A 23,573-nucleotide genomic window follows, 5' to 3' on the forward strand; every position below is an offset into this window, starting at 1 on the left:
CTCCCCCGGCGCCGGTCAGACGCCGTCCAACGGCCCCGCGCTTAGCGGGACGCTTGGGCCAGCAATTGCTTGGGCGGGGTATCCAGGTAGGCGCGGGCGCCCAGGTAGCGCTTGGACCAGTAGGCGGTCTTCATGTCGTCCACCCGGACTTTCGTGCCGCGGCGCGGCGCGTGGACGAACTTGTTCTGACCAATATAGATGCCGACGTGGGACGTCACGCCGCGTCCGCGGGTGGCAAAGAACACCAGGTCGCCGGGGCGCAATTCCTTCTTGGCCGAGACGGTCTTGCCTTCGCTGCGCTGGGCGCGCGCGGTGCGGGGCAGCTCCAGGCCGGCGATTTCACGGAAGACATACAGGACGAGGCCGCTGCAATCGAAGCCGTCGGCATCGTCGCCGCCCCAGCTGTAGGGCGTGCCGATCGCCTCCAGGCCGGCCTGCACGACGCGTTCGCGCAGCGTCAGGACCGTGGGCTCTTGCGCCAGGCGCAGGCCGCTGAGGGTGGGGCGGGCTTGTTCGGCGGCCAGCGAGGCGTGGGCGGCGCCAGGAATCCAGGACAGGGTCAGGGCCAAGAGGGGCGCTGACAGAAATGCGGGAGTGCGGAATTGGGTAAAGCGAAACTTTCGCGTGGGCGGCGTCATTACGTCACTTCAAAAATCGGAGTGGGCGGCATGGCTTTGCCTTGACAGGCAAGCCGGCGGAAAGGGGAGCGGTTTACAGGCGGAACGCAAGAAACGCCTCATGATTATAGTGTAATAATGTTTCATTACATTTGTAGTGCAATGCAGCAAAATCCGCCGTCCGCTGTTACGGCGTGCCCACCGCGCGGCGTAACAGCGACGACATTTTTGGTGCGGGCGCGGCGTGGCGGCAACGACGCGATCGCCAATAACGCCGCATGACATTTGAATGCCCATCGCCTCGGGCATAATCGACCGCATCGGCCCGGCGGCGTTGCCGCCGCGCGCGGCCGAGGATGCAGGCAAGACAGATAAGAAGGCGGAGTAAAGCTCAATGATGAACGCAGTGCACCCTTTGTCCTCCATGAACCGGCCCGAGGACTTGCCCTTCGAACCCTTCCAGGACGCCGTGTCCGCCGTCGACCGGCTGGTTGAAATCTATGCGCGCAACACCGCATTCCTGCGTACTGCGTTCCGCGAGGTCCTGAAGGGCACCGGCAACGGCAGCGCGCGATTCCGCGCCTACTATCCGGCCATCCGAATCGTGGTGGAAACCTACGACCCCATCGACACCCGGCTTTCGTATGGCCACGTGGCCGAACCGGGCTACTACCAAACTACTGTCACCCAGCCGGCGCTGTTCCGCGACTATCTGATCGAGCAGGTCGGCCAGTTGTTGCAGAACCATCGGGTCGCGGTCGAAGTGGGCGAGTCCGATTCGCCGATTCCGCTGCATTTCGCCTTTCCCGAGGGCGCCTATGTGGAGGGCGAGCACCTCGAGGCGCTCAAGCGCCCGCTGCGCGACCTGTTCGACGTGCCGGACCTGGCGGTCACGGACGATGCCATCGTCAATGGCTCGTGGCGCGGCAAGGACGGCGAGCCCAAGCCGCTCGCGCCGTTCACCGCGCAGCGCGTGGACTATTCGCTGCACCGGCTGCAGCACTACACCTCGACCGCGCCGACGCACTTCCAGAATTTCGTGCTGTTCACCAATTACCAGTTCTACGTGGATGAGTTCTGCGCCCGGGCCCGCGCCCTGATGGCCAGCGGCAACGAAGACTATGAAATGCTGGTCGAGCCCGGCAACCGCATCACGCGGCGCGGCGAAAGCGGTCCCGGCGACGAAGTCCAGCCGGTGCGCCTGCCGCAGATGCCCGCCTATCACCTGGTGCGCGGCGATCATTCCGGCATCACGCTGGTCAATATCGGCGTGGGGCCGTCCAACGCCAAGACAATCACCGACCACATCGCCGTGCTGCGCCCGCACGCCTGGCTGATGCTGGGCCATTGCGCGGGCCTGCGGGATTCCCAGCGGCTGGGCGACTATGTCCTGGCGCACGGCTACGTCCGGGAAGACCATGTCCTGGACGACGATCTGCCCACCTGGGTGCCGGTCCCGGCCCTGGCGGAGGTGCAGGTGGCGCTGGAGCAGGCGGTCGAAGAAGTGGCCGGGCTGTCCGGGTGGGACCTGAAGCGCATCATGCGCACGGGCACCGTCGCCACAATCGACAACCGCAACTGGGAGTTGCGCGACCACGTCGATCTGGTGGAACGCTTTGCGCAGTCGCGCGCGATTGCGCTGGACATGGAATCGGCCACCATCGCGGCCAACGGCTTTCGTTTCCGGGTGCCTTACGGCACCTTGCTGTGCGTGTCCGACAAGCCTTTGCACGGCGAACTGAAATTGCCGGGCATGGCCAGCGCCTTCTACCGGCGTCAGGTCAACCAGCATCTGGAGATTGGCATCCGGGCGCTGGAGCGCCTGCGCGACATGCCGCCCGAACGGCTGCATTCGCGCAAGTTGCGCACGTTCATGGAAACAGCGTTTCAATGAAGGGGCCTCTGCCGCAAGGCTGAACGGCTGATCCGTCCCCCGCAGCCCGCGATTTTTCATGTCGGGGCCGATTGCGCTATTCTCGCGCGTTGCCCGGTAATCCCAGGGCGTTCGCGCGGCGTTGCGCGAGCGCCATCCAGACGTGAAGGAACGCATTTTGGCTCCATCGGAACACGATGACCGCCGCTCCGGCGGCACGCGCAACGCGCAGGCGGGCAGGCCGTCCGAATTGCGGCGCACGCTGTCCGCGCGCCACCTGACCATGATCGCGGTGGGCGGGTCGATCGGCACCGGCCTGTTCGTCGCGTCGGGTGCGACCATCGCCAAGGCCGGGCCCGGCGGCGCGCTGCTGGGCTACGTGCTGATCGGCATCATGGTGTATTTCCTGATGACCAGCCTGGGCGAACTGGCGGCCGCCATGCCCGTGTCGGGCTCGTTTTCAACCTACGGCGCGCGCTATGTCGAGGATGGGTTTGGCTTCGCGCTGGGGTGGAACTATTGGTACAACTGGGCGGTGACTGTCGCGGTCGACCTGGTGGCGGCGCAGCTCGTCATGGCGTACTGGTTTCCCGACGTGCCCGGCTTTTACTGGAGCGCGTTGTTCCTGGCGATCACATTTGGTCTGAACGCCATGTCCGCCCGCGGCTTTGGCGAGGCGGAATTCTGGTTCGCGCTCATCAAGGTGATCGCCGTGCTGGCCTTTGTCACGATGGGCGTGATGATGCTGCTGGGCATTATCCGTGGCGGCGAGACGGGCGGCGTGGCCAATTGGACGGTGGGCGACGCGCCGTTCGCCGGCGGCTTCGCCGCGCTGATCGGCGTGGCCATGGTGGTGGGGTTTTCCTTCCAGGGCACCGAACTGATCGGCATCGCCGCGGGCGAATCGAAGGATCCGGCGCGCAATCTGCCGCGCGCGGTGCGCCAGGTATTCTGGCGCATTTTGCTGTTCTACGTGGCGGCCATCCTGGTCATCGGCCTCTTGATTCCCTATACCGATCCGCACCTGCTGCGCAACGACGTCGAGGACATCAGCGTCAGCCCGTTCGCGCTGATCTTCGAGCGCGCCGGCTTGTTGGGGGCCGCCTCCGTCATGAACGCCGTGGTGCTGACCTCGGTGCTGTCCGCGGGCAATTCCGGCATGTACGCGGCCACGCGCATGCTCTACAGCCTGGCGCGGGAAGGCAAGGCGCCGCGCATCTTTGGCCGCATTTCGCGCGGCGGCGTGCCGCTGTGGGCGCTGCTGGCCACCACCGTCGTGGCGGCGCTGTGCTTTTTCACCTTCATCTTCAGCCCCAACGCCGTCTATATCTGGCTGCTCAATACCTCGGGGATGACGGGATTCATCGCGTGGCTGGGCATCGCCATCAGCCACTACCGTTTCCGCCGCGGCTACGTGAAGCAGGGCAACAGCCTCGCGGATCTGCCTTATGTGTCCCCGTTCTTTCCCTTCGGACCGATTTTCGCGTTCGTGCTGTGCCTGATCATCACGCTGGGGCAGAACTACCAGGCGTTCCTGCAGGACAAGATCGATTGGGGCGGCGTGGTCGCCACCTACATCGGCATTCCGCTCTTCCTGCTGATCTGGGCCGGCTACCGGCTGACGCGCGGTTCGCGGTTCGTCAATTACCGCGACATGCGTTTTCCGGATGCTCGCGCCCGCAGCCAATACCTGGATTCGGCGTTGCGGGGCGAACCGGCTATTGGCGAGAGCCGGTAAAGCGGGGGGGCGTGGCGCCCCTTACTCGATGTTCTGCGCCTGCTCGCGCATCTGCTCGATCAGCAGCTTCAGGTCCATGGCGGCGCGGGTGACTTCCATGCTGCCTGCCTTGGAGCCCAGCGTGTTGGCTTCGCGGTTCATTTCCTGGAACAGGAAGTCCAGCCGCTTGCCCGCGCTGCCGGCGCTCTTCTTGCCGGCCGCCGCCTTGCCGCCGCCGTCCGAGAGCAGATGACGCAGTTCTTCCAGGTGCGAACGCAGGCGTGAGAGTTCCTCGGCCACGTCGATGCGCAGGGCAAAGAGGTTGGCCTCCTGGGACAGGCGCTCGGACAGTTCGGCGCCGGAAATATGCGTGAATCCGCCGGGGAACGCGGATTCCACGCTTTCACGCAGCTTGGCGGCCTGCCGGTCGCGGTGGTCGGCCAGCAGTTGCGGCAGATGCGCCTGCACGATGTCCACCACGCGCGCGACGCCGTCGGCGCATTCGCGCATCATGCCGGCCAGGCGCTCGCCTTCGCGCTCGCGGCCTTCCTGAAGCTGGGTCAGCGCTTGCTGGGCGGCCTGCAGGCAGGCGGCGCCCCAGATCTGCGGATCCAGCGCATCGTTGCCGCGCTGGCCGGGCCAGTTGAAGAGTTCGGCAAGGCGCGGGGAGGCGATGTCCGGGATGATGCGGCGCGCGGCCTGCAGCTGTTCGGCCAAGCTGTCGAGCCAGGCGGGATCCAGCTTGGACAGATCGGTATTGGCCGCACGGGTAAAGGACACGCGGATTTCGACCTTGCCGCGCGCCAGATTGGCCGTCAGCAGTTCGCGCAGCGGCGTTTCCACGTGGCGCAGCTCGTCGGGCAGGCGGAAATACAGGTCGAGAAAACGGCTGTTGACGCTGCGCAGTTCTATGGCGAGAGTGCCTTGTTCTAAGTCTGCTCGGGCGTTGCCGAAGGCGGTCATGCTGCGGATCATGGTGTGCGAGTCCTGATAATTCCTGAGGTGGGAGCCGGTTGCGCCGGGGCCCGCGGCGCCCAGGGTCTGGGCTGCGGGTCTGTGTATTCAACCGGATACATCGCGGCAGGATACTCCAAGCGCGATTGTCCCGGCGCGCCTGCCCGTACAATGCCGCGAATCGAAGCCAAGTCTGGAGCCCGTTGTGACCACCATCCCCACCATTGCCCGGCCGTCGGGCCGCGCCGCCGACCAACTGCGTCCGTTCAGCCTGGAGCGCGGGTTCACGCGTTACGCCGAAGGCTCCGTGCTGGTGAAGGCGGGCGACACCCACGTGCTGTGTACGGCAAGCGTCCTGGACAAGGTACCGCCTTTTCTGAAGGGCAAGGGCGAAGGCTGGGTAACGGCTGAATACGGCATGTTGCCGCGGGCCACGCACACGCGCGGCGACCGCGAGGCCGCGCGCGGCAAGCAAAGCGGCCGCACGCAGGAAATCCAGCGCCTCATCGGACGCAGCCTGCGCGCCGTGTTCGACATGAAGGCGCTGGGCGAACGCACCCTGCACCTGGACTGCGATGTGCTGCAGGCCGACGGCGGCACGCGCTGCGCCAGCATTACCGGGGCCTGGGTGGCGGCAGCCGACGCGGTGGCGCTGCTGATGAAGCGCGGCGACCTGGCCGCCAGCCCGATCCGCGACGCGGTGGCCGCGGTGTCCGTGGGCCTGGTGCGCGGGCAGGTGGTGCTGGACCTGGACTACCTGGAAGACTCGGCTTGCGACGCTGATGTGAATGTCATCATGACGGGCAGCGGCGCCTTCGTGGAAGTGCAGGGCACCGGCGAAGGCGCCACGTTCACGCGCGGGGAGCTGGACACGATGCTGGTGCTGGCGGAAAACGGCATCGCCAATCTGGTGAAGGCGCAACGCGCCGCGCTGGCGTAAGCCACGCGAATTGTGCGCCGTGTGAACACGGTGTGTCGTGCGGACACGGTGTCTGACACCCTGGTGAGATAACCGGCAACTGACGGTTGTGCCCGCAGGGTGTCAGACACCTTGCAGCGTCGCCCACAATCACGACACGGTGTCTGACACCCTGGTGAGACAGCCGGCAACTGACGGTTGTGCCCGCAGGGTGTCAGACACCTTGCAGAGACGCCCGCATTACCGCGGCAGCAGCGTCTCAACCTTGCTCAGCTTCTCCAGCCCCCAGATCGTCGCGATCAGGCCGCGCAGTTCCTGCTCTGTCGCCGCGTCGGCGTAGCGGCCCAGACTGAGCGTCTTGTCCTCGATTTCGGGGCGGCTGAGCGTGTTGCCGGGATCGCCCTTGGGTTCGTCCACGCGGCCATGCAGCACGCGGCCGTCGCGGGTGTAGACCGTGACCTTGCCGATCCAACGTTGCGGATAGGCGCCGTCGACTTCCGGGTCGAGGGCCATTTCGACCTTGCCGCGGAAGGCAGCCACGCCGGGGTCGTCGAGGCCCGCGTCGAACTCCGCGAGCCCGGCGCGGCCCTGGCGCGCGATCAGCGCCAGCACCGTGCCCATCGAAAACTTGGACTGGTGCACCGTCTGCGGATTGACGACGGGGCCAAGGACGTCGATGGCGCCCTGGTGGACATGCGCCACGACGCGCTCGACGTCGGCCTCGGTGAGGTCGTTGTCGCGCAGCGCCTGTTGCAGCGCGTCCGCCGCCGGATGCGTGTGCCGGCAAGAGGCATGGAACTTGAATGAGGTCTCGGCCAGCGCCCAGCGCTGTCCCAGACGGTCGCACAGGCGGCTGGGATCGGCGTCCGTGGACATGCCGGCGGCCATGCCTTGCGGGCCTTCCAGGATGTGGCGGGCGCCCGTGAAGCCTTCGCGCGCCAGGTAGGCCGCGGTAATGCCGTCGGCGGCGGCCTTGGCGGTGTGCAACTGCTTGGAGTCGGCGGCGTCGCGCAGGAATTCCCACAGGCCTGCGGCTTGCGTGCCCGCCGAGCCCAGCGCGTGCAGCATCTGTTCAGGGGACAGGCCCAGCAGCCGCCCCGTGGTGACGGCGGCAGCCAGGGTGCCCGCCGTGCCCGTGGTGTGGAAGATCTTGTAGTGCGAGCGCCCGAGGAACTCGCCCACGCGAATGCCGACCTCATAGCCGGCCACGGCGGCGGTAAGCAGATCGCGCCCCGACGACCCCAGCGCCTGCGCAACGGCCAGCGCGGGAGGGAACACCACGGCGGCGGGGTGAAAGACCGAGCCGTTGTGCACGTCGTCCTGTTCGACTACATGCGCGGCCGCCGCGTTGACCATGGCGGCAAAAAGCGGCGTGGTGCGGCGGCGGGTGATCAGGACTTCGCTGGGGCCATCGGCCGGACCCATTGCGGCGGCATAGCGGTCTATCGCCTGGACCGCGCGGGCCGACGCGCCGGCAAGGATGGACGCCAGGCAATCGAGGAGCAGGTCTTCGGCGCGGCGCAGCACCGGGGCGGGGATGTCTTCGTAGCGCAGGTTGGCGGCAAAGGCGGCGAGTTCGGCGCTCAGGTGCGGGGTGTCTTTGTCTGCGGTCATGTCGGAAGTTGGCATGTCAGAAGGAGCGGGGCAGGCCCAGGATGTGTTCGGCGACGTACGACAGGATCAGGTTGGTGGAAATGGGGGCCACCTGATAGAGGCGCGTCTCGCGGAACTTGCGCTCGACGTCGTATTCGGTGGCAAAGCCGAAGCCGCCGTGGAATTGCAGGCACGCGTTGGCTGCTTCCCAGGATGCGTCGGCGGCCAGCAGCTTGGCCATGTTGGCCTGGGCGCCGCAGGGTTCGTGGGCGTCGAACAGGCGGCAGGCTTCATAGCGCATCAGGCTGGCTGCCTCGACGTTGATGTGCGCGCGCGCGATGGGGAACTGCACGCCCTGGTTCTGGCCGATCGGGCGGCCGAAGACCATGCGTTCCTTGGCGTACGCGGTGACCTTGTCGACGAACCAGTAGCCGTCGCCGATGCATTCGGCGGCGATCAGGGTGCGTTCGGCGTTCAGGCCGTCCAGGATGTACTTGAAGCCCTTGCCTTCTTCGCCGATCAGGTTTTCTTCCGGGATTTCCAGGTTGTCGAAGAAGAGCTCGTTGGTCTCGTGGTTGACCATGTTGGGGATCGGGCGGATCGACATGCCGTGCTTGACCGCATGGTGCAGGTCAACGAGGAAGATCGACATGCCTTCGGACTTGCGCGTGACCTGATCGAGCGGCGTGGTGCGCGCCAGGAGGATCATCAGGTCCGAGTGCTGCACGCGCGAGATCCACACCTTTTGGCCATTGATGACGTAGCGGTCGCCGCGCTTGACGGCGGTGGTCTTGATCTTGGTGGTGTCGGTGCCGGTGGTGGGCTCGGTGACGCCCATCGACTGCAGCCGCAGTTCCCCGGCGGCGATGCGGGGCAGGTATTCGCGCTTCTGGGCCTCGGATCCGTGGCGCAGAAGCGTGCCCATGTTGTACATCTGGCCGTGGCACGCGCCGGAGTTGCCGCCGCTTCGGTTGATCTCTTCCATGATGACCGAGGCTTCGGTCAGGCCCAGGCCCGAGCCGCCGTATTCCTGGGGGATCAGGGCGGCCAGCCAGCCGGCTTCGGTGAGGGCGCGCACGAAGTCCTCGGGGTAGCCGCGTTCTTCGTCGACCTTGCGGAAATACTCGGAGGGAAACTGCGCGCAGAGGTCGCGGACGGCTTCGCGAATGTCCTGGTAGGCGTGGGAGGCTTGGAGCATGTGACTGGCTTTTCTGATTGAAGGAATGGTTCGGGACAGGATCGAATGTGCCGCAAGGCCGCGCATGTGCCAATTCACAAATCATTAATACAGGGTTCCTGATCGCAAAAGCGCCGCTTCATGACGGCAGTGCGACACGTCCCAACCGAGGTTGTGTCAAGAAATTGCCAAACTGGGTGTCCATAATCCGTTGCACTGCCGCACGGGCGGCCACGCAACACACGGATGGATATGCGAAAAAATCTGAGGGTAACGACGGCGCTGTCGGCCATTCTTGCCTTGTTCGTTGTGCTGTTCGCGCTTGCCGCGGCAGCGGGCATCACGGTCCTGCGCGACAATCGCGCGGATATCGAGGCCCTGGGGCGGGGCAGCATCGAAAGGGCGAGCGATCTGGCCGACATGACCAGCCGTCTGTTCCAGGCGCGCGCGGCGCTCACGGATGCCAAGACGGCGATGGAAGGCGGGCTGGAAGACGCGCGCAACGCGTCGCTGGCCCAGGCCGATGGACTGCTCAAACAGGCCGCTGCCAGCCTGGCGCGCCTGCGCGCCAACCCGGACGACAGCGCCCAGGGCGCGCCGCTGTTTGCCCAGGTCCTGACGGCGTATGCCGCCTTTGCCGACCAGACGCTCGTGCCGATGCGCACCGCGATCCAGGGGTGGAACGGCATCGAGGTCAACCGGCTGACGGACAAGGCGCTGCCGGCCAGCGGAGCTGCGTATGTGAAGCAGGCCGAGGCCTACCAGGCCTACGCCCGCGAACAGGGGCAGGAGGCGGTGGCCGGCGCAAGCCGCACGCTTGAACGGGTGATCGTGGTGGCGGCGGCCGTGCTGGGTTTCGTCCTGGTGCTGGCAGTGCTGATCCGGCTGGGATTCCGCCGCAGCATCGTGCGGCCGCTGAATGAGGCGGGGGCGCACTTTGACCGCATTGCGGACGGCGACCTGACAGGCGTGATCACGCAACGCGGCGACAACGAAATCGGTGTTCTGTATTCGGCCATGCGCCGCATGCAGACGGGGCTGTCGGCCGCCGTGGCCTCGGTCCGCCTGGGGGTGGAAGAGATCCACACCGGCTCGGGCGAGATTGCGGCGGGCGGCGCAGATATGTCGGACCGCGCGGCGCGCCAGGCTGGCTCGCTGCAGGAAGCGGCGGCGAACATGACGCAGTTGGCCCATACCGTTCAGATGACCGCCGGCAACGCGGACCTGGCGAGCCGCCAGGCGGTGAGCGCCACACAGCTGGCGCAGCGCGGCGGCCAGGCCGTCGATGAAGTGGTGCACAGCATGCAGGGCATCGCCGATAGCGCGCGGCGCATCGGGGAGATCGTGGGCGTGGTGGACAGCATTGCGTTCCAGACGAACATCCTTGCGCTCAACGCAGCCGTGGAAGCGGCCCGCGCGGGCGAGCAGGGCAAGGGGTTCGCCGTGGTGGCGGGCGAAGTGCGGTCGCTGGCGCAACGCAGCGCCCAGGCCGCGCGCGAGATCAAGGGCCTGATCGAGGATTCGGCCGCGCGCGTGGATGCCGGCGTGCGTCATGTGAATCTGGCGGGCGACACCATGCGCGACATGGTGGCCTCGGTCGATCGCGTGACGCAGATCGTGACCGAGATTTCCAATGCCACCGCCGAGCAGGCCGCCGGCATTGCGTCGGTCAACCATGCGGTGGCCGATATCGAACGTGCCACGCAGGAAACCGCCGCAATGGTCGAGCAGACGGCGGCTGCCGCGGCGGCGCTGGAATCCCAGGCGCAAGGACTGCGCCGGGCCGTGGCCAAATTCCAGATCGCGCAGGGTGCGCAGGCCGCGGCGCGCGAGGCCTCAGCCGGTGAGTTGCGGCAGGGCGGCGCCGGTGTAGCGCTCGGCCACGAGCGACAGATTCCCGTGTTTGACCTTGTGCTTGACATGGGCGGCCGCCGAGGCGATGTCCTCAGGGCGGATGCGCTCGCATAACGAGGGCGTGACGGTCAGGGCGCCCACGCCCAGCGTCACGAACGGAAAGAAGCGCGGCACGCCGTAACGGTCTTCGGCCTCGATGCCGCCGTTGCGGCGGCCCTGTTCGTCATACAGGGCCACGGCTTCCTCGTTGAATTCGGCAATGATGCGCTCGATGCGCGCCATCCAGTCGGGGCTGCGCAGCAGCACCACGAAGTCGTCGCCGCCCACGTGTCCCACGAAATCGCGCTGCGGATCGCAGTGCCGCTTGATGACGTCGGCGGTCAGCATGATCATGTCGTCGCCGCGCCAATAGCCGTACACGTCGTTGAAGGGCTTGAAGTTGTTCAGGTCGCCGTAGCAGATGGTGAAGTCGGCGGCGTCTTCGAGCAGCGTGGCGATGTGCCGGCTGATGGGGATGTTGCCGGGCAGGGACGTCAGCGGATTGGCGTAGCGCGCCGCCTCGATCCGCATCTCGGTCACCGAGCGCACCAGCGTTTCGCCGGTGGCCAGGCCGTCGTAGCGGCCGTCGCGCGTGATGATGAGCCCGTCCATCAGGTAGCGCTGGTCTTCGGAAATCAGCACGTGGCTCAGCTGGTCGATGGACACGTTGACATCCACCAGCACCGGCTCGGCGTTCATGAAGGTCGAGCAGGCGTCGCGGCCGAAGAGCTCGCGCGTGTAGCGCTGGGCGTAGTGTTCCGAGAAGTCGCGCCGGTTGATGATGCCGACCGGCCGGTTGTCGGCGTCGATCACTGCCACGGCGTGCAGATTCTTGTGCTCGATGAAAAGACGATGCACGTCATCGTTGGTGTGCTTGGTCAGCAGCGCGGCCGGCGCTTCGACGCGCAGGCTGACGGCGGTGCCGCCGGCGGCGCGTTGCGACACCGGCGCCGACGTGCGGGAACGCAGCGAATCCCGCAGCGGCGGCGTCAGTTCGGTCAGCAGGATTTCCTCGGGCATGCCCAGGAACCAGCCCTGCGCGTAGCGGATATCCAGCTCGCGCACGACGGCCAGGTCTTCGGCGGTTTCGATGCCTTCGGCGATGACCGACGTGCCCAGATGCTGTGCCACCTTCAGGATGGCCCGCACCATGTTCTGCTTGCGCTCGTCGTGGCCGATGCCGTCAAAGAAGTAACGGTCGATCTTGACCAGCTCGGGCTGGGTTTCGGCCCAGAGCTGCAGGTTGGAATTGCCGACCCCGTAATCGTCCAGCGCGATGCGCATGCCGGCTTCGCGCAGGCACGCGAACGCGTTGTGCAGGTCCGCCATGCGGTCGGACAGGGGATCCTGTTCGGTAAGTTCGACAACGATGCTGGCGGGCTCGAGGGCGCAATCCTTGAGCAGCCGGGCGGGCATGTCGTAGCCCCAGAGGGTCCAGTAATGGAGCAGGGCAGAGCCGGACAGGTTCAGGAACAACTTGCCGGCGGCGTCGTTCTGTTCAAACCCCCGCGCGCCCGCGCGAAAACTGGCCAGTTCAAGCTGCGGGTGCAAGCCTTGACGGCGCGCCTCGGCGAACAGGGCATCGGGATAGTGCAGGGGCGTGTCGGCGGGACCTCGGATCAGGCTTTCGTGCCCATAGATCCGGCTGTGGGACAGGTCGATCACCGGCTGGAAGCGCGGACGCAACAATCTTTCGCGCAGGATGCCAGCCAGGCTGGCGTGGGCGGGCGCTCCGCCGGGATGGTGACGGGGAGCACGGGCCGCCGCAGGCCGTGGCAAAGCGTGAATGGAGTTCATCGCCGGGGCATTGAGAAACGATCAGTGACAAGATGGGTCATATTGACAACAAAATATGTCTGCGTTGTTGCGCCGAATCGTTGACGTGCAATCTTCGGGCGCTGTTACAAAAGTGTCAACAAGCAATTCACCCGGGGCGTGGTACCCGCGCCATCATCGTGGAATGCACGCCCGCCGCAGGCGCGCCCCTATACAATCCGCCCTATGACATCCCCCAAGATTCCCGACTCCCTGCGCCGCGTCGTCCTGGCGTCCAACAATGCCGGCAAGCTGCGCGAGTTCTCCGCCTTGTTCGCGCCGCTGGGCATCGAGCTGGTGCCCCAGGGCGAACTGGGCGTGCCGGAAGCCGAAGAGCCGCACGTCACCTTCGTCGAAAACGCGCTGGCCAAGGCGCGCCACGCCAGCCGCTTGACGGGGCTGCCCGCGCTGGCGGACGACTCGGGCCTGTGCGTGGCCTCGTTGGATGGCGCACCCGGTGTTTATTCGGCCCGCTATGCCAAGATGCACGGCGGCGAAAAGTCCGATGCGGCCAACAATGCGTTGCTGGTGCGCAACCTGGCATCGGTCGAAGACCGCAGCGCCTGGTACGTGGCGGTCCTGGCGCTGGTGCGTTCCGAGAACGATCCCCGCCCGCTCATCGGCGAGGGCCTGTGGCATGGCGAGATCATCGATGTGCCCGAAGGCGCCAACGGTTTCGGCTACGATCCGCACTTTTACCTGCCCGACATGGCGCTGACCGCCGCGTCGCTGGATCCCGACGAAAAGAACCGGGTCAGCCACCGCGCCCGGGCGCTGCGCGAGCTGCTCAGCAAGCTGGGCAACGCTTGAACACGGCGCCGGCAAGGCGCCAGGAATTTTCCGCATGTCCATCACCATTCCCATCCGCAACGACATGGGCGCGCCGAAGTCGCGCCTCGTCGTGCCTGCTGGCGCCACGCTGACCAGCCTGCCGCCGTTGTCCGTCTACGTCCACGTGCCCTGGTGCGTGCGCAAATGCCCTTACTGCGATTTCAATTCGCATGCCGCGCCGGGCGAAATTCCCGAGCGCGCCTATCTGGACGCGCTGCGCAGCGACCTGGAACAGTCGCTGCCGTCCATCTGGGGCCGGCAGGTGATTTCCGTCTTCATCGGCGGCGGCACGCCCAGTCTGCTGTCGGCCGCCGGCCTGGACGAGCTGCTGGCGATGTTGCGGGCGTACCTGAACCTGTGGCCCGACGCCGAGATCACGATGGAGGCCAATCCGGGCACGGCCGAGGCCGGCCGTTTCAGGGACTACGCGGCCAGCGGGGTCACGCGCTTTTCGTTGGGCATTCAGAGCTTTGACGACGCCCAGTTGAAAAAGCTGGGTCGCATCCACGATGCCGCGCAGGCGCGCGCGGCGATCGACATGGCGCAGCGGGCGGCGCCCCGCGTCAATCTGGACGTGATGTTTGCCTTGCCCGGCCAGACGCTCCAGGCCTGTACGGCCGATCTGCGCGAGGCCATATCGTTCGGCACCGAGCATCTGTCGCTGTACCACCTGACGATGGAACCGAACACGGTCTTCGCGAAGTTTCCGCCCGAGGACCTGCCCGACGATGACACCAGCGCCGCCATGCAGGACGCGGTGGAGGCCGAGCTGGCCGCGGCGGGGCTGGCGCGCTACGAGGTCTCGGCCTACGCCAAGCCCGGCGCCCGGAGCCGCCACAACATGAATTACTGGGAATTCGGCGACTACCTGGGGATCGGTCCGGGCGCGCACGGCAAGCTGTCGTTCCATGACCGCATCGTGCGCGAGGCGCGTCTGAAGAACCCCGATTCCTGGATGCAGGCCGCGATGGCCCGCGATGGCAGCCACCTGGCCGAAAGCCGCCACGTCGGTGCGGACGAACTGCCGTTCGAGTTCATGCTGAATGCCTTGCGCCTGAAAGACGGCGTGGCGGCGACGGCGTTCAACGAACGCACCGGTTTGTCGCTGGCCGTCATTGCGCACCAATTGGAGGCAGCCTCGAAACGGGGCTTGCTGGACGCCGATCCCACCCGCCTGCGGGCAACCCCGCTGGGCTGGCGCTTCCTCAATGACCTTCAGGAAATGTTCCTGTAAGGTGCAAGCACCAAGATGGGGCGATCGTGCCCCACCTTTTGCACCATAGTGGTGCTACATTTCCCCAAGACCGTCCTGCCTCCCCCCGGGAATACCGGGGTTAAACCTGGCACGCTTATTGCTTCCTTCTTTTATGCCAGTCGACGGGCAAAGCCCTCGACCCTTTTATCTAATGGAGATGACATGGCAAGCCCGAAAGACGTCCTGAAACAGATCGCCGATAACGAAGTGAAATTCGTGGATTTCCGCTTTACCGATACGGTTGGCCGTGAGCACCACGTTTCCGTGCCCACCACTGCTATCGATGAAGACAAGCTGGAAAGCGGGCAGGCTTTCGACGGTTCGTCGATTCCGGGCTGGAAGGGCATCGAAGCCTCCGACATGCTCCTCATCCCCGACTGCTCCACCGCCAACCTGGATCCGTTCCGCGAAGAGCCGACCCTGATCCTGTCGTGCGACGTGGTCGAACCGTCGGACCTGAAGGGCTATGACCGTGACCCGCGTTCGCTGGCCAAGCGCGCCGAAGCCTACCTGAAGTCCTCCGGCCTGGGCGACACCGCCTACTTCGGTCCGGAACCCGAATTCTTCGTGTTCGACGGCGTGACCTGGAACACCGACATGTCGGGCACGTTCGTCAAGATCAAGTCCGAAGAAGCGCCGTGGTCCACGGGCCTGGAATTCGAAGGCGGCAACACCGGCCACCGTCCGGGCGTGAAGGGCGGCTACTTCCCCGTTCCGCCGGTCGATTCGTTCCAGGACATGCGTTCGGAAATGTGCCTGCTGATGGAACAGATGGGCGTGCCGGTCGAAGTGCACCACCACGAAGTGGCAGCGCCCGGCCAGCTCGAAATCGGCACCAAGTTCAGCACGCTGGTCCAGCGCGCCGATTGGACGCAGATCGTCAAGTACATCGTGCACAACGTGGCCCACGCCTACGGCAAGACCGCCACGTTCATGCCCAAGCCCATCGTTGGCGACAACGGCTCCGGCATGCACGTCCACCAGTCCATCTGGAAGGACGGCCAGAACCTGTTCGCCGGCAACGGCTACGCCGGCCTGTCCGAATTCGCCCTGTACTACATCGGCGGCATCATCAAGCACGCCCGTGCCCTGAATGCCATCACCAACCCCGGCACGAACTCGTACAAGCGTCTGGTCCCGCACTTCGAAGCGCCCGTGAAGCTGGCTTACTCGGCCCGCAACCGCTCGGCTTCGATCCGCATTCCGTACGTTGGCAACCCGAAGGGCCGCCGCATCGAAACGCGCTTCCCGGATCCCCTGGCCAACCCGTACCTGGCTTTCTCGGCCCTGATGATGGCCGGCCTGGACGGCGTCCAGAACAAGATCCACCCGGGCGATCCGGCCGACAAGAACCTGTACGACCTGCCGCCGGAAGAAGACGCGAAGATCCCGACCGTCTGCGCCTCGCTGGAAGAAGCGCTGGAAGCCCTGGACAAGGATCGCGAGTTCCTGACCCGTGGCGGCGTGTTCAGCAACGACATGCTCAACGCCTACATCGACCTGAAGATGGCCGATGTGACGCGTCTGCGCATGACGACGCACCCGGTCGAATTCGACATGTACTACAGCCTCTGATGTCTTGAGGCCGTGGCTGGGGGGAGCGCGATGATGTAGGCAGAAACCAGGGCCCACACCACGCGCACCACCAGGTAGCCGCCCGATGAATTGCCCGCCCGGCGCCGCGCCGGCGGGCAGGGCGTCGGGCCGGCTCGCCCGTCGCGGACGCGTTCCGCTTTCCCCTGTCCATTCGGGTACGTTGAAAATGAATGTTGAAGCTCTCGATCTGCTAGCCACGTCAGTTTTCCTGGTCAACGAGCGCGGCCACATCGAATACGCCAACGCAGCCGCCGAGGACCTTTTCGGCCGTTCGCGCAAGCAACTTGGCGGGCACTCAGCCGCCACCCTGTACGACAACCCTGAGAATATCCAGTCATCGATCGACCGCGCCGCGGGCGGCAGGTACGCCGACGTGAGGCAACTGGCCTCGTTGCGCCGCGCCACCGAATCCGTGGAAGTCTCGGTGACCACCGTGGGACTGACCGGCCAGCGCTGGCCGGTACTGATCGAAACGCGCGAAATCGAGCAACGCGTGCTGGCCGACCGCAACCACCGGCTGGTTGATGAGATCGAAGCCCACCGCGAATTGCTGCGCAACCTGGCACATGAAGTCAAGAATCCCCTGGGCGGACTGCGCGGCGCCGCGCAGTTGCTGGAGGCTGAGCTGCCCAGCGCGGCCCTGGCCGAGTACACCCAGGTCATCATTTCCGAAGCCGACCGCCTGCAGGCGCTGGTGGACCGCCTGAGCGGTCCGCAACGTGTGCCGCTCAATGCGCGGCCGGTGAACATCCATGAAATCTGCGAGCGTGTCTGCGCGCTGATCCAGGCCGAGTTCCGCAACGACGTCACGATCCAGCGCGACTACGACGCTTCGGTGCCGGACCTGAAGGGCGACGCCGCCCGCCTGATGCAGGCCGTGCTCAACGTTGCGCGCAATGCCGCGCAGGAGCTGGTGGCGCGCCCGCAAGGTCCACAGACCGAACCCGGCGTGGTGACGCTGCGCACGCGTGTCGCGCGGCAGGTCATGCTGGCGCACCGTCAGCACCGCCTGGCGCTGGTGCTGTCTATCATCGACAACGGTCCTGGCGTGCCGGAACACATCCGCGACCGCATCTTCCACCCGCTGGTCACGGCCAGGGCGGGCGGCACCGGCCTGGGCCTGAGCCTGGCGCAGGACTTCGTGCAACAGCACGGCGGCATCATCGAATTTGAATCCCGACCGGGGCGCACTGAGTTTCGCCTGGTCCTCCCGATGGAGCCCGCAAACTGATGAAACCCGTATGGATCGTCGACGACGACCAGGCCATCCGCTGGGTCCTCGAAAAGGCCCTGGCCCGCGCTGGCGTCCCCACCCGCAGTTTTTCCCAATCGGCCGACGTGCTGGAGGCGCTTTCGCGTGAAACGCCCGTGGCGCTGGTGTCCGACATCCGCATGCCCGGCGGCAACGGCCTGGAGCTGTTGCGCCAATTGAAAGAGCGGCATCCCGGCCTGCCGGTCATCGTGATGACGGCGTTCGCCGACCTGGACAGCACCGTGTCCGCGTTCCAGGGCGGCGCGTTCGATTACCTGGCCAAGCCGTTCGACGTGAACGAGGCGGTCGCGCTGATCCAGCGCGCCATGCAGGAATCGGCGCAGCCCGAAAGCCCGGAGGGGCAGGGCGAGGCGGCCCAGAACAACGAGCGCTGGATGATGACCCAATCGTCGTCCACCGCCATGCAGGAAGTCTTTCGCGCGATCGGCCGGCTGGCCCAGTCCAAGGTCACCGTCCTGATCACCGGCGAGTCCGGCACCGGCAAAGAGCTGGTGGCCCGCGCGCTGCACGGCCACGGCGTGCGTGCCAGCGGACCGTTCGTGGCGCTGAACGCCGCGGCCATCCCGCGCGACCTGCTTGAAGCCGAACTCTTCGGCCACGAGCGCGGCGCCTTCACCGGCGCCAACAATCTGCGCCGCGGCCGCTTCGAAGAAGCGCACGGCGGCACCTTGTTCCTGGACGAAATCGGCGACATGCCGATCGAACTGCAGACGCGCCTGCTCCGCGTGCTGGCCGAGGGCAGCTTCTACCGCGTCGGTGGCGCGCAACCCGTGCGCGTGGACGTGCGCATCGTGGCCGCCACGCACCAGCCGCTGGAGCAGCGGGTCGAGCAGGGGTTGTTTCGCGAAGACCTGTTTCACCGCTTGAACGTGATCCGGCTGCGGCTGCCGCCGCTGCGCGAGCGCGTCGAGGACATTCCCGCGCTGGCCCAGCACTTCCTGACCGCCAGCGCGCGCACGCTGGGCGTGCCCGTCAAGCGGCTGACGCCCGAGGCGCTGGCCGTGCTGACCAAGTTCGACTTTCCCGGCAACGTGCGCCAGCTTGAAAACTTCTGCCATTGGCTGACGGTGATGGCGCCGGGCCAGACGGTGGACCGCGTGGACCTGCCGCCCGAGATCCGGGCCATGGAACACCAGCCGCCGCCGGGCGCGGCGCCCTTGCGGGCTGCTCCGCCCGTCGCGGGAGTGGGCACCGTGGTGCAAGCCGGCGCGTACGCCGAGCAGGCCGCAGGCGACGCCGCGCCGCGCAATTGGCAGGATTCGCTGCTGCGCGACGCGCAGTACCGGCTGGAGCGCGGCGAACCGGCCGTCATGGCGACGCTGACCCGCCAGTTCGAGAAGATCCTTTTGCAAAGCGCGCTGGACGCCAGCCGCGGGCGCCGGGTGGAAGCGGCCTCCCGTCTGGGGATCGGCCGCAACACCATCACGCGCAAGCTGCGCGAGCTGGGCATCGAAGACGAATAGCCGTGCGATGGGCCGGTCCGGTGGACCGGTCTATAGCCCCAGCAGGCTCTCGCACAGACGCGGGGACTTCAGCTTCTGCAGCCACCACTTCATGGCCTCGCCCGGCGGCTCCGCCCGCCAGGCGTAGGCAACGTGTTCCGTCAGGGACATGCCCTCATCCGTCTCACACACCACCAGCAGACCCTGCGCCAGGTAGGGCGCGGCCAGCGTCAGCGGCAGATAGCCGCAGCCCAGGCCGCGCACCTGCGCCTCGATCTTGGCCTGCATCGACGGCATCACCAGCGTCGGCTGATCCGACAGAATGCCGCGCGACTGCACGGGCAGGTTGCGTGAGGTGTCGGCAATAACGACCGCGCAGTAGCGCGTGATGTCGGCGCGGCTAAGCGGCTGGGGCAGGGCGGCCAGCGGATGGTTCGCCGCCACGCAGAACCCGAATTGCATCACGCCGATCGCCTGCGAGCGATAAGGGCCCGTCGGCTCGCCCGCCGCGCCCGCACCGATCACCAGGTCCGCGCGCCCTGAGGTCAGCGCATCCCAGTTGCCGCTCAGGACTTCGGTGGAGAAACGCAGCGTCGTGGCGCTGCCCACCGCATGGAACTCATCGATCAGGTCATAGATGGGCCGCCACGGCAGCACCGCGCTGACCGCAATGCGTAGCTGCACCTCCCACCCCGTCGCGATGCGCTTGACCCGGCTGGCCAGTTCGTCCAGCGACTGCAGCAGATGCCGGCCGTCCTTGAGCAGCGCCTCGCCCGCTGGCGTCAAGAGCGCCCGATGCCCCGATCGGTCGAACAGCAGCACGTCCAGGCCGTCTTCGAGCTTGCGGATGGAATACGTCACGGCGGAAGGCACCTTGCCCAGTTCGCGCGCGGCCTTGGCGAAGCTGCCGTGGCGTGCGATGGCGTCAACGAGGACGAGGAGTTCGGGCGTGATGGGCTGCATGGAAGGGCGGCAAAAGTGGGGATTCAAGAAATTTGAACGAAGTCATCAAAATATAGCGCCAAAACCGGCGGTCAGGGCGCGCAGAATATCACTCATGCCGGGGTTGCAGACAAACGGCGAGGCAGAAGGCCCAGCCAAGACGCAGCCCTAACCATTCATATTATTGAAACAGGAGTTCACCATGCTTACGATCCGCCGCGCTGCTGAACGGGGTCACGCCAACCACGGATGGCTCGATTCGTTCCATACCTTCTCCTTTGCCAACTACTACGATCCGGCTCACATGGGCTTTGGCGCGCTGCGCGTCATCAACGACGACCGCATCGCGGCGGGCCGCGGCTTCGGCACGCACGGTCACCGGGACATGGAGATCATCACGTATGTGCTGGATGGCGCGATCGCTCACAAGGACAGCATGGGCAGCGGCTCGGAAATCCAGCCCGGCAACGTCCAGCGCATGAGCGCCGGCCGCGGCGTGATGCACTCGGAGTTCAATCCCCGCCCCGATGCCGAAACGCACATGCTGCAGATCTGGATCGAGCCCAACGTGACTGGCATTGCGCCGGAATACGAAGAGCGCGCCTTCAGCGATGCGCAAAAGCGTGGCCGTCTGCAGGCCCTGGTGTCGGGCGACGGCATCGACGGATCGATGAAGATCCATCAGGACGCGCGTCTGTACGCTGGCCTGTTCGATGGCGACGAGTCGGCTTCGCTGCCGCTGGCCGCCGGCCGCCGCGCCTGGGTGCATGTGGCCCGCGGCAGCGTGACCGTCAACGGCGCCGCGCTCAATGCCGGTGACGCCGCGGCGATCACCGACACCGGCAGCGTCGAGCTGTCGGACGGCAAGGACGCTGAAGTGCTGGTGTTCGACCTGGCCTGACGCCAACCGCCGGGCGGATCCTGGAATCCGCCCGGCTTACCCGATTACCCCCATTACCGGCCCTGAGGCCATTAAGATGGCCCCAGGCCAATCCATTGCGGAGCATTGCACCATGTCGACCCTGTCCCAAGCCGGCGAAAGCCAGATCGAAACCGTCGTGGTGCCGCGCACCAGCGACCTGGGCGGATTTTCCGTCCGCCGCGCCATCCCTTCCATGCAGCGCCGCAGCGTCGGTCCGTTCGTCTTCCTGGACCAGATGGGTCCGGCGGACTTCGACATCGGCGCCGGCATCGACGTGCGGCCGCATCCGCATATCGGGCTGTCCACCGTCACCTACCTGTACGAAGGCTCCATGGTCCACCGCGACGGGGCAGGCAACACGCAAACCATCCTGCCCGGTGAAGTGAACTGGATGACCGCCGGCCGGGGGATCGTCCACTCCGAACGCTCCTCGCCGGAAAGCCGCCTTGCGTCGCAGCGGCTCTCAGGGCTGCAGATCTGGGTTGGCCTGCCCAAGGCGCACGAAGAAACCGATCCGGGTTTCGTCCATTACGGCCTGGATGCGCAGCCGGTGGTCGAAGGCGAGGGCGTGCGCGCCCAGGTCGTCGCCGGTTCGATGTTCGGCAAGACCTCGTCGGTCAAGACGCTGTCGCCGCTTTTCTACGGCGACTTGCAACTGCAGCCGGGCGCCACGACGGTGCTGCCGGCCGAGCACGAAGAGCGCGCGGCCTATCTGGCCAGTGGCACGGTGGAAATCGACGGCCAGGAATACGAGAGCGGTCGCCTGGTGGTGTTTGCCCCGGGCAAGCCGGTGCAGATCCGGGCCAAGACCGCCGCGCGCTTCGCGCTGCTGGGCGGCGAGCCGCTCGACGGTCCGCGCTTCGTGTGGTGGAACTTCGTATCCAGCAGCAAGGACCGGATCGAACAGGCCAAGCAGGATTGGCAACGCACGCGCTTCGATCAGATCGTGCCCGGCGACGAGACCGAATACATTCCGCTGCCGGAACCGCGCAACTGAGCGGGGCGGGATGACAATGCGTGATGGGCGGCGTAATGCCGCCCTATGATCGTGTAACTTTTATCGTTTATTTTTAAGGGTTACACTGTCGCCGGAGATCACCATGAACACCAGCCACGCACCCGAATTCCGACAACTGGGCGACCACGTCGCCCTGGACATGATAAACACCGTCGAGCAGAGCAGCGCCGGCCCCGTCGACCGATGGCAGTCGGATGCGGACGTGGCGGGCTGGCTGTCGCTTGCGGGTGTCGCCGCCGCGCAGGGCGCCGCGCCGTCCGGTTTGCTGGAAAGCGCGCGCGGCCTGCGCGAAACCGTCCGAGAGCTGGTCGCCCAGCGCAAGGCGCACGCACCGCTGGCGCTTTCCGCGCTGAATCGCGCACTGGCGGCGGGCGGCAGTCACCTCGAGCTTGCGCCGGCAGACGATGGCAGCCTGATGGTGTGGCGCCGTTATCCCTCGCAGACGGCGGCGCAATGGCTGCTGCCGGTGGCCGAAGCGGCCGCCGATCTGCTGGCGCATGGCGACTTCGGCCTGGTACGCAAATGCGAAAGCGATGCGTGCTCGCTCTGGTTCTACGACCGAACGCGCTCGCACAAGCGGCGCTGGTGCAGCATGGCGTTGTGCGGCAACCGGCACAAGGTGGCGGCGTTCCGGCAGCGCGAGGCGGCGGACGCCAGCGCCAAGGCGAAATGACAACGATCGATGGTTTCCAGCCCGGCTCATGCCGGGCTTTTTCATGGCCGCGCCAAATCATTTTTAAGTAACCGGTAAAAGTAATATTGACAGGTTACGCAAAATGCGTAGACTGTGCCGTGAAGCTTCGAAACCCCATCGTCATTCCTTGCCCGAATACCGGAGATCCTCATGAATGCCCAGCCCGACCACACCGTCCACTACCGCCATGCGCAAGCCGACGGCCTGCGCTTTTTCTATCGCGAAGCCGGCGACCCGCAAGCGCCCGTGCTCCTGCTGCTGCATGGCTTTCCCACGTCGTCGCATCAGTTCCGCAATGTCATCCCGCAACTGGCCGCGCACTTTCGCGTCATCGCGCCCGATCTGCCCGGCTTTGGCTTCACCGAAGTCCCGGCCGCGCGCGGCTACCGCTACACCTTCGATAACCTGGCCAAATCGCTGGAAGCGTTCGTGGACGAACTGGGGCTGACCCGCTACGCGATGTATTTCTTCGACTACGGCGCGCCGACCGGCTTGCGGCTTGCGGTGGCGCACCCCGAGCGCGTGACCGGCCTCGTTTCGCAGAACGGGAACGCGTATCTCGACGGCCTGGGCGACGCGTGGGCGCCCATCCGCGCCTACTGGAACGACCCGTCGCCCGCCAACCGCCAGACCATTCACGACGCCATCCTGAACTTCGAAGGCACTAAGTGGCAGTACGTGCACGGCGTGGCGGATCCGGACAGCGTCGCACCCGAAGGCTATACGCTGGACGCGGCCCTGCTTGAACGGCCGGGCAACAAGGACATCCAGCTCGACCTGTTTCTGGACTATGCGAACAACCTGACGCAATACCCCGCGTTCCAGGCGTTCTTCCGTCAGGCCCAGGTGCCGACGCTGGCAATCTGGGGGCGCAACGATCCGTTCTTCATTCCGCCGGGTGCCGAGGCCTATCGTCGCGACAATCCGGATGCCGTGGTTGAACTGCTGGACACCGGCCACTTCGCGCTGGAAACTCACGGCCAGTACATCGCCCAGCGCATCATCGATGTGTTGGGGCGGTGACCGGCAAGGGCGGCACTAT

General features: G+C 66.1%; 18 protein-coding genes and 1 pseudogene. 13 read left to right on the forward strand and 6 right to left on the reverse strand.

From position 1 onward, the window contains the following. Positions 1-41: 41 nt before the first annotated feature. The gene (locus tag V6V88_RS12970) at positions 42-638 is read right to left on the reverse strand and encodes a C40 family peptidase (RefSeq protein WP_056317465.1); all 597 of its coding nucleotides are present in this window, start codon (positions 636-638) and stop codon (positions 42-44) included. Between the two features lie 376 nt (positions 639-1,014). On the opposite strand from V6V88_RS12970, the gene V6V88_RS12975 reads away from it, so the two are divergent. Next, positions 1,015-2,511, forward strand: coding sequence for an AMP nucleosidase (locus V6V88_RS12975; protein ID WP_223576500.1), 1,497 nt, complete (start codon positions 1,015-1,017; stop codon positions 2,509-2,511). 229 nt (positions 2,512-2,740) lie between these two features. After that, a complete protein-coding gene (locus tag V6V88_RS12980; protein WP_338619600.1) occupies positions 2,741-4,228 on the forward strand; it encodes an amino acid permease in 1,488 nt (495 codons plus the stop codon). Between the two features lie 21 nt (positions 4,229-4,249). On the opposite strand, the gene V6V88_RS12985 is transcribed toward V6V88_RS12980, so the two are convergent. Continuing rightward, on the reverse strand, positions 4,250-5,182 hold the full coding sequence (locus V6V88_RS12985) for a YicC/YloC family endoribonuclease (protein WP_056317471.1): 933 nt from the start codon (positions 5,180-5,182) through the stop codon (positions 4,250-4,252). A 184-nt stretch (positions 5,183-5,366) separates the two neighbouring features. Between V6V88_RS12985 and rph the strand changes: the two genes are divergently transcribed. Continuing rightward, the gene (gene rph, locus V6V88_RS12990) at positions 5,367-6,101 is read left to right on the forward strand and encodes a ribonuclease PH (protein ID WP_056317474.1); all 735 of its coding nucleotides are present in this window, start codon (positions 5,367-5,369) and stop codon (positions 6,099-6,101) included. Positions 6,102-6,320: 219 nt separating this feature from the next. Here the strand turns inward: rph and V6V88_RS12995 are convergent, their stop codons facing one another. Both V6V88_RS12995 and V6V88_RS13000 read right to left on the reverse strand, forming a co-directional pair. Continuing rightward, a complete protein-coding gene (locus V6V88_RS12995; protein ID WP_056317476.1) occupies positions 6,321-7,694 on the reverse strand; it encodes an MmgE/PrpD family protein in 1,374 nt (457 codons plus the stop codon). A 16-nt stretch (positions 7,695-7,710) separates the two neighbouring features. Next, on the reverse strand, positions 7,711-8,871 hold the full coding sequence (locus tag V6V88_RS13000; RefSeq protein WP_056317477.1) for an acyl-CoA dehydrogenase family protein: 1,161 nt from the start codon (positions 8,869-8,871) through the stop codon (positions 7,711-7,713). 231 nt (positions 8,872-9,102) lie between these two features. Between V6V88_RS13000 and V6V88_RS13005 the strand changes: the two are divergent. Next, positions 9,103-10,488, forward strand: a pseudogene (locus V6V88_RS13005) (methyl-accepting chemotaxis protein); the annotation flags it as partial. A 198-nt stretch (positions 10,489-10,686) separates the two neighbouring features. On the opposite strand, the gene V6V88_RS13010 reads toward V6V88_RS13005, so the two are convergent. After that, positions 10,687-12,540, reverse strand: coding sequence for an EAL domain-containing protein (locus V6V88_RS13010; RefSeq protein ID WP_230964992.1), 1,854 nt, complete (start codon positions 12,538-12,540; stop codon positions 10,687-10,689). Positions 12,541-12,744: 204 nt separating this feature from the next. On the opposite strand from V6V88_RS13010, the gene rdgB reads away from it, so the two are divergent. The 5 genes from rdgB to ntrC all read left to right on the forward strand — a co-directional run bounded on the left by rdgB (position 12,745) and on the right by ntrC (position 18,976). Further along, positions 12,745-13,368 carry an RdgB/HAM1 family non-canonical purine NTP pyrophosphatase gene (rdgB, locus tag V6V88_RS13015; protein WP_056317482.1) on the forward strand — a complete coding sequence of 208 codons (624 nt, stop codon included), beginning with the start codon at positions 12,745-12,747 and terminating at the stop codon, positions 13,366-13,368. Positions 13,369-13,402: 34 nt separating this feature from the next. Beyond that, positions 13,403-14,623, forward strand: coding sequence for a radical SAM family heme chaperone HemW (gene hemW / locus V6V88_RS13020; protein ID WP_338619456.1), 1,221 nt, complete (start codon positions 13,403-13,405; stop codon positions 14,621-14,623). Positions 14,624-14,806: 183 nt separating this feature from the next. After that, positions 14,807-16,219 carry a type I glutamate--ammonia ligase gene (glnA, locus tag V6V88_RS13025; protein ID WP_056317488.1) on the forward strand — a complete coding sequence of 471 codons (1,413 nt, stop codon included), beginning with the start codon at positions 14,807-14,809 and terminating at the stop codon, positions 16,217-16,219. A gap of 187 nt (positions 16,220-16,406) precedes the next feature. Further along, positions 16,407-17,471, forward strand: a complete 1,065-nt coding sequence (gene glnL, locus V6V88_RS13030; protein WP_056317491.1) for a nitrogen regulation protein NR(II) — start codon at positions 16,407-16,409, stop codon at positions 17,469-17,471. After that, positions 17,471-18,976, forward strand: coding sequence for a nitrogen regulation protein NR(I) (gene ntrC / locus V6V88_RS13035; protein ID WP_338619459.1), 1,506 nt, complete (start codon positions 17,471-17,473; stop codon positions 18,974-18,976). The genes glnL and ntrC overlap by 1 nt, the downstream gene beginning before the upstream one ends. Before the next feature lie 30 nt (positions 18,977-19,006). On the opposite strand, the gene V6V88_RS13040 is transcribed toward ntrC, so the two are convergent. Further along, the gene (locus V6V88_RS13040; RefSeq protein WP_056317499.1) at positions 19,007-19,918 is read right to left on the reverse strand and encodes a LysR family transcriptional regulator; all 912 of its coding nucleotides are present in this window, start codon (positions 19,916-19,918) and stop codon (positions 19,007-19,009) included. Between the two features lie 181 nt (positions 19,919-20,099). Here V6V88_RS13040 and V6V88_RS13045 point away from each other — a divergent pair, with 181 nt between their 5' ends. The 4 genes from V6V88_RS13045 to V6V88_RS13060 all read left to right on the forward strand — a co-directional run bounded on the left by V6V88_RS13045 (position 20,100) and on the right by V6V88_RS13060 (position 23,554). Beyond that, on the forward strand, positions 20,100-20,798 hold the full coding sequence (locus V6V88_RS13045; protein WP_280003741.1) for a pirin family protein: 699 nt from the start codon (positions 20,100-20,102) through the stop codon (positions 20,796-20,798). Between the two features lie 112 nt (positions 20,799-20,910). Further along, positions 20,911-21,816, forward strand: coding sequence for a pirin family protein (locus tag V6V88_RS13050; RefSeq protein ID WP_280003740.1), 906 nt, complete (start codon positions 20,911-20,913; stop codon positions 21,814-21,816). Positions 21,817-21,919: 103 nt separating this feature from the next. Beyond that, on the forward strand, positions 21,920-22,510 hold the full coding sequence (locus V6V88_RS13055) for an ABATE domain-containing protein (protein WP_338619462.1): 591 nt from the start codon (positions 21,920-21,922) through the stop codon (positions 22,508-22,510). A 171-nt stretch (positions 22,511-22,681) separates the two neighbouring features. Next, a complete protein-coding gene (locus V6V88_RS13060; protein ID WP_280003739.1) occupies positions 22,682-23,554 on the forward strand; it encodes an alpha/beta hydrolase in 873 nt (290 codons plus the stop codon). Positions 23,555-23,573: the final 19 nt, after the last annotated feature.

It is taken from the genome of Achromobacter sp. E1 (assembly GCF_037039475.1).
Taxonomy (GTDB): domain Bacteria; phylum Pseudomonadota; class Gammaproteobacteria; order Burkholderiales; family Burkholderiaceae_B; genus Achromobacter; species Achromobacter mucicolens.

Coding starts and splice junctions, on each gene's coding strand:
- V6V88_RS12970 (WP_056317465.1), bottom strand. CDS start 638: ATGACGCCGCCCACGCGAAAGTTTCGCTTTACCCAATTCCGCACTCCC.
- V6V88_RS12975 (WP_223576500.1), top strand. CDS start 1,015: ATGAACGCAGTGCACCCTTTGTCCTCCATGAACCGGCCCGAGGACTTG.
- V6V88_RS12985 (WP_056317471.1), bottom strand. CDS start 5,182: ATGATCCGCAGCATGACCGCCTTCGGCAACGCCCGAGCAGACTTAGAA.
- V6V88_RS12995 (WP_056317476.1), bottom strand. CDS start 7,694: ATGACCGCAGACAAAGACACCCCGCACCTGAGCGCCGAACTCGCCGCC.
- V6V88_RS13000 (WP_056317477.1), bottom strand. CDS start 8,871: ATGCTCCAAGCCTCCCACGCCTACCAGGACATTCGCGAAGCCGTCCGC.
- V6V88_RS13010 (WP_230964992.1), bottom strand. CDS start 12,540: ATGAACTCCATTCACGCTTTGCCACGGCCTGCGGCGGCCCGTGCTCCC.
- rdgB (WP_056317482.1), top strand. CDS start 12,745: ATGACATCCCCCAAGATTCCCGACTCCCTGCGCCGCGTCGTCCTGGCG.
- hemW (WP_338619456.1), top strand. CDS start 13,403: ATGTCCATCACCATTCCCATCCGCAACGACATGGGCGCGCCGAAGTCG.
- glnA (WP_056317488.1), top strand. CDS start 14,807: ATGGCAAGCCCGAAAGACGTCCTGAAACAGATCGCCGATAACGAAGTG.
- glnL (WP_056317491.1), top strand. CDS start 16,407: ATGAATGTTGAAGCTCTCGATCTGCTAGCCACGTCAGTTTTCCTGGTC.
- ntrC (WP_338619459.1), top strand. CDS start 17,471: ATGAAACCCGTATGGATCGTCGACGACGACCAGGCCATCCGCTGGGTC.
- V6V88_RS13040 (WP_056317499.1), bottom strand. CDS start 19,918: ATGCAGCCCATCACGCCCGAACTCCTCGTCCTCGTTGACGCCATCGCA.
- V6V88_RS13045 (WP_280003741.1), top strand. CDS start 20,100: ATGCTTACGATCCGCCGCGCTGCTGAACGGGGTCACGCCAACCACGGA.
- V6V88_RS13050 (WP_280003740.1), top strand. CDS start 20,911: ATGTCGACCCTGTCCCAAGCCGGCGAAAGCCAGATCGAAACCGTCGTG.
- V6V88_RS13055 (WP_338619462.1), top strand. CDS start 21,920: ATGAACACCAGCCACGCACCCGAATTCCGACAACTGGGCGACCACGTC.
- V6V88_RS13060 (WP_280003739.1), top strand. CDS start 22,682: ATGAATGCCCAGCCCGACCACACCGTCCACTACCGCCATGCGCAAGCC.